General features: G+C 40.4%; 12 protein-coding genes. 10 read left to right on the top strand and 2 right to left on the bottom strand.

From position 1 onward, the window contains the following. Positions 1–10 precede the first annotated feature (10 nt). The gene (locus tag LG375_RS05390; protein WP_021143568.1) at positions 11–1,018 is read right to left on the bottom strand and encodes a PTS sugar transporter subunit IIB; all 1,008 of its coding nucleotides are present in this window, start codon (positions 1,016–1,018) and stop codon (positions 11–13) included. 377 nt (positions 1,019–1,395) lie between these two features. On the opposite strand from LG375_RS05390, the gene LG375_RS05385 reads away from it, so the two are divergent. After that, positions 1,396–2,127: a cyclase family protein gene (locus LG375_RS05385; protein ID WP_002889986.1), complete on the top strand. Its 732-nt coding sequence runs from the start codon at positions 1,396–1,398 to the stop codon at positions 2,125–2,127. A 44-nt stretch (positions 2,128–2,171) separates the two neighbouring features. On the opposite strand, the gene LG375_RS05380 is transcribed toward LG375_RS05385, so the two are convergent. Further along, positions 2,172–2,984 (bottom strand): Cof-type HAD-IIB family hydrolase, encoded by an 813-nt coding sequence (locus LG375_RS05380; RefSeq protein WP_037600339.1) that lies wholly within the window; start codon positions 2,982–2,984, stop codon positions 2,172–2,174. A gap of 208 nt (positions 2,985–3,192) precedes the next feature. On the opposite strand from LG375_RS05380, the gene LG375_RS05375 reads away from it, so the two are divergent. The 9 genes from LG375_RS05375 (at position 3,193) to infB (ending at position 12,471) form a co-directional block, all read left to right on the top strand. After that, positions 3,193–4,614 carry an NCS2 family permease gene (locus LG375_RS05375; protein WP_002883789.1) on the top strand — a complete coding sequence of 474 codons (1,422 nt, stop codon included), beginning with the start codon at positions 3,193–3,195 and terminating at the stop codon, positions 4,612–4,614. A 281-nt stretch (positions 4,615–4,895) separates the two neighbouring features. Then, complete coding sequence (gene tsaE / locus LG375_RS05370) at positions 4,896–5,339, top strand: tRNA (adenosine(37)-N6)-threonylcarbamoyltransferase complex ATPase subunit type 1 TsaE (protein ID WP_037600343.1); 444 nt, start codon at positions 4,896–4,898, stop codon at positions 5,337–5,339. After that, complete coding sequence (locus tag LG375_RS05365; protein ID WP_037600346.1) at positions 5,332–5,853, top strand: GNAT family N-acetyltransferase; 522 nt, start codon at positions 5,332–5,334, stop codon at positions 5,851–5,853. Before tsaE ends, LG375_RS05365 begins: the two co-directional genes overlap by 8 nt. 8 nt (positions 5,854–5,861) lie before the next feature. Continuing rightward, the gene (gene brpA / locus LG375_RS05360; RefSeq protein ID WP_037600348.1) at positions 5,862–7,115 is read left to right on the top strand and encodes a biofilm formation/cell division transcriptional regulator BrpA; all 1,254 of its coding nucleotides are present in this window, start codon (positions 5,862–5,864) and stop codon (positions 7,113–7,115) included. Positions 7,116–7,267: 152 nt separating this feature from the next. Beyond that, positions 7,268–7,741, top strand: coding sequence for a ribosome maturation factor RimP (gene rimP, locus LG375_RS05355; RefSeq protein ID WP_225745450.1), 474 nt, complete (start codon positions 7,268–7,270; stop codon positions 7,739–7,741). A 65-nt stretch (positions 7,742–7,806) separates the two neighbouring features. Beyond that, positions 7,807–9,006 (top strand): transcription termination factor NusA, encoded by a 1,200-nt coding sequence (gene nusA, locus LG375_RS05350; RefSeq protein WP_002883755.1) that lies wholly within the window; start codon positions 7,807–7,809, stop codon positions 9,004–9,006. Positions 9,007–9,026: 20 nt separating this feature from the next. Beyond that, positions 9,027–9,323: an RNase P modulator RnpM gene (gene rnpM, locus LG375_RS05345; protein WP_002883779.1), complete on the top strand. Its 297-nt coding sequence runs from the start codon at positions 9,027–9,029 to the stop codon at positions 9,321–9,323. Beyond that, on the top strand, positions 9,316–9,618 hold the full coding sequence (locus LG375_RS05340; protein ID WP_002883776.1) for a YlxQ-related RNA-binding protein: 303 nt from the start codon (positions 9,316–9,318) through the stop codon (positions 9,616–9,618). The genes rnpM and LG375_RS05340 overlap by 8 nt, the downstream gene beginning before the upstream one ends. Positions 9,619–9,636: 18 nt before the next feature. Beyond that, on the top strand, positions 9,637–12,471 hold the full coding sequence (gene infB / locus LG375_RS05335) for a translation initiation factor IF-2 (protein WP_183138099.1): 2,835 nt from the start codon (positions 9,637–9,639) through the stop codon (positions 12,469–12,471). The last annotated feature ends 63 nt before the right edge of the window (positions 12,472–12,534 follow it).

The raw sequence follows: 12,534 nt of genomic DNA, 5'->3' as shown, positions 1-12,534 counted from the left end.
TCCTCCAAAATTATTTCTTCTCTGCTAATTTAGTTTCAGCTGACTTAATCAAGGCATCAACGTTTGCTGGGCTATCACTTGGTACCCCACGAACGTCAAATTTGACACCCAATGATTGCAACTCTTTGATAGCATCCACATCTGTTTGGTCAAATGAAAGAGCCTTAGTAACGTTGACTTTTCCTTCTTTATAAGCTGAAGAACCAAGGTTGATTTCTTTAACATCAACACCTGCTTTAACAGCAGCAAGAGCATCTTCAACAGATTCAAAGAGAAGCATAGCACGTGTATCTCCAAAACGTGGGTCATTGTTTGCTTTAACCATGTTTTTAATTGGGATAACGTGAACTTGAACACCAGATGGAGCGGCTTGTTTAATCATGTTTGTACGAAGTTTATCATGACAAACAGTGTCTGAAACAACGATGATACGGTCTGGGTGAGTTGAGTGAGTCCAACCAGTCGCAACCTGACCGTGGAGGAGACGTGTGTCAACACGAGCCAAAACGTATTTGATTTTTCCATCACCAAGTACTGTTCCTTCAGGAATGGTACCTTTAGGAACAGAAGGCTTAGCGTCGGCTGGTTTAGTGTCTTCTTTAGGAATAAGGCCTTCTGGAAGGACTTTAACGCCTTCTTTTGTTTCCTTATAAATGTTAGCGACAATCTCTTCAACCCCAGCATCAGGAGCTACCATACGTTCCGTATATGCTTGGATAAGCATTGGCAAGTTGAGTCCTGTCACGATAACCATCTTGCGATCAGGATTTTCTTCCTTGATACGGCTTGCCTGGTTAAATGGTGACCCAGACCAAAGGTCTGCAAGGACAAGAATTTCGTCGTCAGCGTCAAATTGAGCGATGGCATCTTTGAAGTGAGCGTACAAGTCGTCAGGACCTTCATTTGGCATGAAAGTAACCACTTGAACTTTCTCTTGTTCACCAAAAATCATAGAACCTGATTGGTGAATACCTTCAGCGAATTTACCATGGCTAGCAATAATAATACCGATACCCATTAGTGTTCTTCCTCCTTTTATATATTGCTTCTTAGGAATAGAAAAATGATTATTGGTATTATCATTCATGACATGAAAATGACAACAATATTTTTTTAGTCCCTCGAAAATTAGAACAATCTAATTGTAAAACGTTATCATAGATTTGTCAATGCTTTTCGTAACAAAAGTGTCATAAAATTGAAAAAATATCAAATTATCGCAAATATACTTTCTTTTCAGACAAAAAGAGTTAGATATAGTTTGAAGCTATATCTAACTAGAAGAAATGGGATTAAGAAAAAATGAGATAAATGCTTGTAATAGCTATTAATGGCTGCTATAATTTCTTCAATTAGCTATTTAAGGTTAAATCTATAAGAAAAGAGGACCTCCTTATGTCAGATTTACTAAGTATTTATAATGAATTGCAATCTAAGAAATGGGTTGACTTGACCCACAAAATTAATGCAGAAAGTCCACACTTTCCAGCTCTCCCAGCTTTGAAACAAGAAGACCTTTTCACATTAAAAGATGGTTTCCATGTTCAAAAATTTACAGTAGTTGGTCAATACGGAACGCATATTGATGCACCGATTCACTTTGTAGAAGGTGGTCGTTGGTTGGATGAGATTGCTCTCAAAGATCTTCTTTTACCACTCTATGTTATCGACAAGTCTAAAGAAGTTGCTGCGAATCCAAACTTTATCTTGAGCAAACAAGATATCTTAGACTTTGAAGCAGAACATGGACAAATTACTGAAGGGGCCTTTGTCGCTTTTCGTAGTGATTGGTCGAAGCGTTGGCCAGATCAAGATGCTATGCGCAACCTTGATGAAAATGGGGTTCAACAAAGTCCAGGGTGGAGCCGTGAAGCTCTAGAATTCTTGATTCATGAACGCCATGTTAAGGCTGTGGGTCATGAGACTTTTGATACAGATGCTGGTATTCCAGCAGCAGAACATGGCTTGGTTAACGAATACTACCTCTTGGAACAAAACATTTATCAGGTAGAAGTCTTGAATCAATTGGATCAAGTTCCAGCTGTTGGTGCTTTGATTTCGATTGCATTTCCTCACTGGGACAAGGCGACAGGTTCCCCAGTGCGTGCAGTGGCTATTTTACCTTAATCATAAGAAAAAACACCGAAGAAATTTTCGGTGTCTTTTCTTATTTATAAAAAGAGTTCCTGGAGTTTGCGAGCAACGCCATCCTCTTCATTAGTCCACTCAATTTGTTCGTTAGCGTGGGGGAGAAGAACAGAGCTAGCATTTTTCATGGCATAACCAGTTTTAGCAAGTTCCAACATCTCTGTGTCGTTGTGTTCGTCTCCAAAAGCAATCAAATCATCCGTTGATTTGCGCATGGCCTTAAGTAAGTAGTTTAGGGCGTAGGCCTTGTTTATGCCTTTAGGCGAAAATTCCAAAATATTAAGCGGTCCACCCCAAGAATCAACTTCAATTTCTTCCTTGAAGTCCTTCTTGATGTCATCGGCTAGCTGGTACTTATCTTCGTGACGAGTTTGCATAAGAAGAGCATTTGGGTTGCGTGTAATTTTTGCTGGTTCCAAACGCATAGCCTCAATAATTTTATCAACACCAAAGAGTTGTGGTTGAATACGCTCTGGGTGATTCATAGTGATATAGAAGTGTTTTCGATATTCACTAGCCAGAAAATCCATCTCTAATTCATCATGGCGTTGTAAGAGGCTAATCAGATATTTCTTATCTAATTTAACCGAATGCTCATAAGCCCAGTCTTGGTCTGGAAGATTGGTCAAAGAGCCGTTAAAGGTGATGAGGGGTGTTTCTAACCCTAGTGTTTTGTAATGGTCAATAGCCATACGATAAGGACGACCTGTAGCAATAACGACTTGGTGTCCTTTGTTTTGTACGTCTTTAATCGTTTTTTGTGTAAATTCTGAAATAGTTCCATCTGGGCGCAAGAGCGTTCCATCAAGATCTAGTGCAATCAATTTTTTTGTCATGTTCCTATTATAGCAAAAATCTGTCCTTTGTTGGTGATTAAGAAAGAGCTTTCTAAGAACGTTCGGTTTTTCATAAGAAAAGTCTCAGGAAATAAACCTTGCACCGTCAAATAATTTCATGTAGAATAGTAATGTTGCATTCTACGTGAGAATGTTCCGAAATTATTCGGATTTTGACAATATTTTTTATTAAGGAGTCTAAACTTTCATGGAAAAGTTTTTCAAATTGAAAGAACATGGTACTGATGTCCGTACAGAAGTGACTGCCGGATTGACAACTTTCTTTGCCATGTCTTACATCCTCTTTGTTAACCCAGCGATGTTGGCCCAAACAGGAATGCCTGCACAAGGTGTTTTCTTAGCAACAATTATTGGTGCGGTTGCAGGGACATTGATGATGGCCTTTTATGCCAACCTACCATACGCTCAAGCGCCTGGTATGGGGCTTAATGCCTTCTTCACCTATACAGTGGTCTTTTCTTTGGGGTACACTTGGCAAGAGGCCTTAGCAATGGTCTTTCTATGTGGTGTTATTTCATTGATCATCACAGTAACTAAAGTACGTAAGATGATTATTGAGTCTATTCCAACAGCCCTCAAATCTGCTATTTCAGCAGGTATCGGTGTTTTCCTTGCCTATGTTGGGATTAAAAATGCTGGTTTCTTGAAATTCTCAATTAATCCACATACCTACACTGTAGCAGGTAAAGGTGCTGACATGGCTAAGGCGTCAATTACAGCTTCATCGTCAGCTACACCAGGTTTGGTTGCTTTCAATAATCCAACTGTAATTGTAGGTTTGATTGGTCTTGCGATTGCGATTTTCTTTATTGTTAAAGGTATTCGTGGTGGTGTTCTTCTTTCAATCCTTGTAACGACTATCATTGCTATCTTTGCTGGTGTCGTTGATCTTGGAAGCATTGACTGGCACGCAGCTAGCTTGACATCATCTATTAAAGATCTTGGTCAGGTCTTTGGTGCAGCGCTTGGATCTAAGGGATTGGGATCACTCTTTGCAGACGTTTCTCGTTTGCCTGGTGTCTTTATGGCTATTCTCGCCTTTTCATTGACTGATATCTTTGATACTATTGGTACCTTGATTGGTACTGGTGAGAAGGTTGGTATCATTGCTTCAACAGGTGATAACAACGAATCAAAAGCTCTTGACCGTGCTCTTTACTCTGACCTTGTTGGTACAAGTATTGGTGCCATTGCAGGGACTTCAAACGTTACAACTTACGTTGAATCTGCAGCAGGTATTGGTGCTGGTGGACGTACTGGTTTGACAGCTCTTGTGGTTGCTGTACTCTTTGCCATTTCTAGTTTCTTTAGTCCAGTGGTGTCAATCGTTCCAAATGCAGCCACAGCGCCTATTCTTATTATTGTAGGTGTTATGATGCTCTCTAACCTTAAGAGTGTGGATTGGGAAGACTTGTCTGAAGCTATTCCTGCCTTCTTCACTTCTATTTTCATGGGATTCTCATATAGCATTACTTACGGTATCGCAGCTGGTTTCCTTACTTATACTTTGGTCAAAATCGTCAAAGGTCAAGCTAAGGATGTCCACTTTATTATGTGGATTTTGGATATCTTGTTTATCCTTAACTTCATCAGTATGGCTGTATTCTAAAGCTTGAAAGTTAAAAGTTAAAAGTCTGTATATTTGTCAGGCTTTTTCTTTTGCGATTTTATCTGGGGAATGTGAGAGAGTTACTATTGGTTAACTTTTGAAACTATAGTAAGTTTTACAAAAACATTTCTAATCTATGAGTGGTTGATGTGGTTAAAATAAATTGAAAATTAAAATACACATCTTAACTTCTTACTTAAATGATTCAATATTTATAAGTTTCTACTGTATTTTTACAGTGGATTCTAGTCCATATTTTTATTTTTTGATATAATGAAAACATGATTTACAGTCAAAATGAAGAAGAATTGATTAGTATCGGCCAAAAGCTAGGTCGACTGCTCGATTTTGGAGATATAATTGTTCTCTCAGGTGATCTGGGAGCTGGTAAAACGACCTTAACTAAGGGAATTGCCAAAGGTTTGGATATTTCACAGATGATAAAGAGTCCAACCTATACTATTGTAAGGGAGTATGAGGGGCGACTGCCACTCTATCATTTAGATGTCTACCGCATTGGTGATGATCCTGATTCTATTGATTTGGATGATTTTCTGTATGGTGAAGGTGTGACAATCATCGAGTGGGGTGAGCTCCTAGACGAGAGTCTGTTAGGTGATTATCTCCTAATTTCGATATCTCATCATGGAGATGGACGTCAGTTACTTTTTGAATCTTTCGGTCCTAGAAGTAAGGAGATTCAGGAGGAAATGGTAAATGGCTGAGCAAGAATTAGTCATTGAGGAAGCTCAAAGAGAGGATGCTGCCTCTCTAGCTCGTTTACTAGAGACTGTAGCCTTGGAATCGGATTTTCTAGCACAAGATGATAGAAGTTCTATACTGAGTGCTGAACAGTTAGCCACTTATATTGAAGGTCATCAGCATAGGCTTAATGAGATTTGTTTGGTGGCGAAATTGGGTCATGAGGTCATTGGTGTTTGTAATGTTACCTCTGATCAAGATACTAAGACCAGTCATATTGGCGACGTATTTATTGCGGTTTCTAAACCCTACTGGGGGAATGGTGTTGGCCAGTTTCTTATGGAAACAATGATTGACTGGGCAGATCATACACCAACTATCCGCCGCTTAGAGTTGACGGTTCAAGCACGTAATGAACGGGCGGTTCATCTCTATCAAAAATTCGGATTTGACATTGAAGGCACTAAGAAACGTGGTGCAAGAACTAAAAATGGAGAATTTCTAGATGTTTACCTTATGGCTAAACTCATAGATTAGGAAAAAACATGAAACTTGGACGAAAAATTTTATTGATGTTGTTGGCGATTTTTGCAACGACAGTAGTAGCTGCTGGTATTTACCTAACGACAACTTATAATTACGCCACAGGCGAATTGTCAAAAACGTTTAGGGCTTCTAAAGCAACTTCAGGGAATAGTAAGGCTATTCAACAGACTAAGCCTATAACTATTCTCTTGATGGGGGTAGATACAGGATCTAAAGAACGTAAGGAAACCTGGGAAGGAAACTCTGATACCATGATTTTGGTAACAGTGAACCCTAAGACTAAGAAAACAACCATGACCAGTTTGGAACGTGACCTTTTGACAGATATTGAGGGGTCGGGTGAAGCAAAACTAAATTCAGCCTATGCTGAGGGTGGTGCTGACTTGGCTATTTCAACCATTCAAAAGGTTTTAGATATTGATATTGACTATTATGCACTGATTAATATGCAGGGTATGATTGATTTGGTAGATGCTGTTGGTGGTATTGAGGTAACGAATCATTTTGATTTTCCAATTTCGATTGCAGAAAATGAACCTGAATTTCAGGCAAAAGTTGAGCCTGGAACCCATAAAATCAATGGTGAGCAAGCTTTAGTCTATTCACGTATGCGTTATGATGACCCTGATGGTGACTATGGTCGCCAAAAACGTCAACGTGAGGTTATTCAAAAAGTTGTAGCTAAGCTCTTGAAGATGGATTCTATTGGTTCTTACAAGAAAATTTTGTCAGCTGTAAGTTCAAATGTTCAAACCAGTATCGATCTTGGTGATACCAATACTTTGCGTAGCTTGATGGGTTATAGTGATGCCCTTAAAAATATTAAGTCATACCAATTGGCCGGTTCGGATGCCATGATCAATGGTGGAAGCTACCAAGTAGCTTCAACTGAGGATATTCTTAAGGTACAAAACCGTATTAAGAAGGAAGTCGGTAAGAAGAAAGTTTCTGAATCTAATCTTAAGACTAGTTTGGTTCTCTATGGTTCTGGTAGCTCTAACTATGGCTCAGATGATTTCGTTAATTCTAAAGGAAGTGCGGCTTCGAGTGAGGCATCTTCAAATTATGAGGCTGGGCCATCTGAGGCAGCAGGTGGTGGATCGGTAAGTACCTACAATGGAGGCACTACCTATAGCAATAACTATAGTGAAAACACAGGTAATTATGTTCAGGAACAAGGTACGACAACCCCTACATACAATAATAATGGATCGGGTGTGACTACTTATAGCACTGTTCCAGCGGCGCAATAAATAAGGTTGGGTGATTCCCAACCTTTTTGCTTTGAAATGATAGCAATATGGTTATTCCTTGCAATGGCTTTTGAGCTATGCTATAATATAGGAAAATAACGAAAGAGAGGCGGAGTAGAAACTTCGTCTCTTGTGTGTGTAAGGAGGTCATAATGTCGCAAAAAATTATTGATCTCGTGACGGCAGTCGTAGCTCCAGCTATTCCTGAGCCATACGAACTGGTCGATATCGAGTACGAAAAGCTTGGCGGTGACTATGTCTTGTCAGTTTTGATTGATAAGCCAGGAGGTATTACTGTAGAAGATACTGCAGACTTGACTGAATTTATCAGTCCCCTCTTGGATACTATTCAGCCTGATCCTTTCCCGGATCAATACATGCTGGAAGTTTCTAGTCCAGGGTTAGAGCGTCCCTTAAAAACCAAAGAAGCTTTGACAAATGCTGTTGGTCAATATATCAATGTTAGTCTTTACAAGGCTATTGATAAGATCAAGATTTTCCAAGGTGACTTGGTGGCCTTTGATGGGGAAACCCTAACAATTGATTACCTTGATAAGACTCGCCATAAAACTGTTGAGATTCCCTATCAAACAGTTGCTAAAGCTCGTTTGGCAGTCAAACTCTAAAACTATTAGTGTAAATAAAGAAAGGATGCCAGTTTTGGCCTTTAGAGGTTAAAACAACAAAGAATATGAGCAAAGAAATGCTAGAAGCCTTCCGTGTCTTGGAAGAAGAAAAACACATTAACAAGGAAGACATCATTGATGCCGTGGTTGAATCGCTTAAGTCAGCCTACAAGCGTCGTTATGGTCAGTCAGAATCAGCTGTAGTTGAATTCAATGAAAAAACAGGTGATTTTCAAGTTTATACCGTTCGTGAAGTTGTAGACGAAGTCTTTGATAGTCGTTTGGAAATTAGCTTGAAAGATGCCCTTGCTATCAGCTCTGCTTACGAGCTTGGTGACAAGATTCGTTTTGAAGAGTCAGTCGATGAATTTGGCCGTGTTGCAGCGCAATCTGCCAAACAAACCATTATGGAAAAGATGCGCAAGCAGATGCGTGAAATCACTTATAATGATTATAAGCAACATGAAGGTGAAATCATGCAAGGAACAGTTGAACGCTTTGACCAACGTTTCATTTATGTCAATCTTGGAACGCTCGAAGCTCAATTGTCACGCCAAGACCAAATTCCTGGCGAAAGCTTTAAGTCACACGACGTCATCGATGTTTATGTTTATAAAGTTGAAAACAACCCTAAGGGTGTTAACGTCTTTGTAAGCCGTAGCCATCCAGAATTCATCAAACGTATCATGGAACAAGAAATTCCTGAAGTATTTGATGGAACTGTAGAAATCATGAGCGTGTCTCGTGAAGCTGGTGATCGTACCAAAGTTGCTGTTCGCAGTCATAACCCTAACGTTGATGCTATTGGTACTATCGTTGGTCGTGGTGGAAGCAACATCAAGAAAGTTGTCAGCCGTTTCCACCCAACACGTTTGGATGCTAAGACAGGAATTGAAGTTCCTGTTGAGGAAAATATTGATGTTATTCAATGGGTTGAAGATCCAGCTGAATTTATCTACAATGCTATTGCACCGGCTGAAGTGGACTATGTTCTCTTTGACGAAGATGATAGCAAACGTGCGACAGTAGTTGTACCAGATAACAAATTATCTCTTGCAATTGGTCGTCGTGGACAAAACGTTCGTTTGGCAGCTCATTTGACTGGTTACCGTATTGACATCAAGTCAGCTTCTGAATATGAAGCACTCGAAGCTGAAAAAGCTGAGGCTGCTACTGAGGAAGTTGTTGACGAGATTGTTGCAGAAGATGCTACACCTGTTGAAGTCACAACAGAAGAAGTAATTGAAACAACAGAAGCAGAATAAGAAGAACATAGAGGTGTTTGATGGCTAAAACACGAAAAATACCTTTACGCAAATCAGTTGTCTCAGGAGAAATCATTGATAAACGTGATTTGCTCCGCATTGTAAAAACTAAAGATGGTGAGATTTTCATTGATCCAACAGGAAAGAAAAATGGCCGAGGTGCTTACATTAAACTAGATAATGAAGAAGCTCTCCAAGCTAAAAAGAAACGTGCTTTTAACCATAGTTTCTCAATGGATGTTCCTGAAAGTTTTTATGATGAACTCATTGCTTATGTGGATCACAAGGTCAAAAGAAGAGAGTTAGGTCTTGAATAACACAGAAAAATTGTCAAATATGTTGGGACTGGCACAAAGAGCTGGAAAGCTTATTTCTGGCGAAGAACTTGTCATCAAGGCAGTTCAATCAGGACAGGCGAGACTAGTTTTTCTTGCCAATGATGCTGGTAGTAACGTGACTAAAAAGACGACTGATAAATGTAACTACTATAATATAGAAGTCTCCACAGTGTTTAACGCACTGGAATTAAGCATGGCTATTGGTAAACCAAGAAAAACGGTTGCTGTAGTTGATGCTGGATTTTCAAAGAAAATGAGGACTCTTATGGACTAAAGAATAGGAGGACATCACGTGTCAAAGAAACGATTATATGAAATCGCAAAAGAGGTTGGTGTAGAAAGCAAGGTTGTTGTTGCAAAAGCTCAAGAACTTGGTCTTTCTGTGAAGAGCCACTCCTCATCAGTTGAAGAAGCTGATGCTAATCGTATCACTTCAAGTTTAAAAGGGGGAACAGCTAAGGCTGAAAGCAAGCCAGCTCCTAAAGCGACACCAACTCCTAAAGAGGAAAAGGTAGCGCCTAAGGTTGATAAGGCACCTGTTGCCAAATCAGCTCCAGCTAAAGAAGTATCAAAGGCTGAAGTCAAAGAAGCCCCTGCGACTCCGAAAAAACCACAAAGCCGTAATTTTAAGGCAGAACGTGAAGCACGTGCCAAGGCAGAAGCAGAGCGTCGTCAAAATGGCGGAGGCCGTGACAACCGTAATCGTAACCGAAATCAACAAGGAAACGATCAAGGTAAACGTCAGAATAATGATCGTCGCAACCAAAATGGAAATGGTCAAGGTAACCGTAACAATGGAAACCGCGATAACAATAGTAATCGTGACCGTAATTTCCAAGGTAAACAGCGCAATGATCAAGGTCGAAATAAACGTAACGATGCTGCCCGCAACAATCAGGCAGGTCCACGTATTGACTTTAAAGCGCGTGCAGCAGCCTTGAAAGCAGAGCAAAATGCAGAGTATTCACGTCAAAGTGAAACACGCTTCCGTGAAGAAAAAGCTGCAGAGCAACGCCGTGCGAAAGAGCAGGAAAAGGCAAGAAAAGAAAAACAACAGGCTGAAGTCGCTGCTCAAAAAGCAGTTGCTGAAGCTAAGCCAGCTCCTAAGCCAGCACCGGCTGCTCAACCAGCTCCAGCTGCGCAAGCACAAGATACACGTCGTAAAAAGGCACGTCCAGATAAATCACGTGATAATCGTCGCGAGAATGAAGATGGACCTAAGCAAACAAGAAATAATAAGTGGAATAATCAAAACCAAGTGAGAAATCAACGAAATAGTAACTGGAATAAAAACAAAAATAAAAAAGGTAAAAATAACCGTGGTAATTCAGCTCCAAAACCAGTAACAGAGCGTAAATTCCATGAATTACCAAAAGAATTTGAATATACTGAAGGCATGACGGTTGCAGAAATCGCAAAACGTATTAAACGTGAGCCAGCTGAAATCGTTAAGAAACTCTTCATGATGGGTGTTATGGCAACTCAGAACCAATCTCTTGATGGGGATACTATTGAGTTGTTGATGGTTGACTACGGTATTGAGGCAACCAAGAAAGAAGAAGTCGATAATGCTGATATCGAACGTTTCTTTGTTGACGAAGACTACCTCAATAAAGAGGCTATGGTAGAACGTGCACCAGTTGTTACTATCATGGGACACGTTGACCATGGTAAAACAACCCTTCTTGATACCCTTCGTAACTCACGTGTTGCGACTGGAGAAGCTGGTGGTATCACACAGCATATTGGTGCCTACCAAATTGAAGAGGGTGGTAAGAAAATCACCTTCCTTGATACTCCTGGACACGCGGCCTTTACATCTATGCGTGCCCGTGGTGCTTCTGTTACAGATATTACTATCTTGATTGTAGCTGCGGATGATGGTGTTATGCCACAAACTATTGAAGCCATCAACCACTCTAAGGCTGCTGGTGTTCCAATCATTGTTGCGATTAACAAGATTGATAAACCAGGTGCTAACCCAGAGCGTGTAATCGGTGAATTGGCAGAGCATGGCGTTATCTCAACTGCATGGGGTGGCGATAGCGAATTCGTTGAAATTTCAGCGAAGTTTGGTCAAAATATTGAAGAATTGCTTGAAACAGTTCTTCTTGTGGCTGAAGTGGAAGAACTTAAAGCTGACCCAACAGTTCGTGCCATCGGTACCGTTATTGAAGCGCGTTTGGATAAAGGTAAAGGTGCGGTTGCAACCCTCCTTGTTCAACAAGGTACCTTGCATGTTCAAGACCCAATCGTTGTTGGTAATACCTTCGGACGTGTCCGTGCTATGACCAATGACCTTGGTCGTCGTATTAAGACTGCAGCACCATCAACCCCAGTTTCAATTACTGGTTTGAACGAAGCGCCTATGGCGGGTGACCATTTTGCCGTTTATGAAGATGAAAAAGCAGCTCGTGCAGCCGGTGAAGAACGTGCCAAACGTGCCCTTATGAAACAACGTCAACAAACACATCGTGTTAGTCTTGATAACCTCTTTGATACCCTTAAAGCTGGTGAATTGAAGACTGTTAATGTTATCATTAAGGCCGACGTACAAGGTTCTGTTGAAGCCTTGGCAGCATCACTTCTCAAGATTGATGTTGAGGGTGTTCGTGTTAATGTTGTTCACTCAGCAGTAGGTGCTATCAACGAATCTGATATTACTCTTGCGGAAGCTTCAGATGCTGTTGTTATCGGATTTAACGTTCGTCCTACACCACAAGCACGTCAACAAGCGGAAACTGATGAAGTTGAAATTCGTCTTCACAGCATCATCTACAAGGTTATCGAAGAAATCGAAGATGCCATGAAAGGGATGCTTGATCCTGAATTTGAAGAAAAAGTCATTGGTGAAGCTATTATCCGTGAAACCTTCAAAGTTTCTAAAGTCGGAACAATCGGTGGGTTCATGGTTACTAGTGGTAAAATCACTCGTGACTCAAGTGCCCGTGTGATTCGTGATGGTGTCGTTATTTTTGATGGTAAATTGGCAAGCTTGAAACACTTTAAAGATGACGTTAAAGAAGTCGGAAACGCTCAAGAGGGTGGTTTGATGATTGAAAACTATAACGATATTAAAGTTGATGACGTTATCGAAGCTTACATTATGGAAGAAATTAAACGTTAATTTTGTTAGCTTTTAAGAAAGCTTACTTAGGAGACAAAGCTAGGTCATCTGGCCTGGCTTTTG

It is taken from the genome of Streptococcus sp. Marseille-Q3604 (assembly GCF_916619785.1).
Classification (GTDB): domain Bacteria; phylum Bacillota; class Bacilli; order Lactobacillales; family Streptococcaceae; genus Streptococcus.
This window is presented reverse-complemented; position numbering and strand designations above follow the sequence as displayed.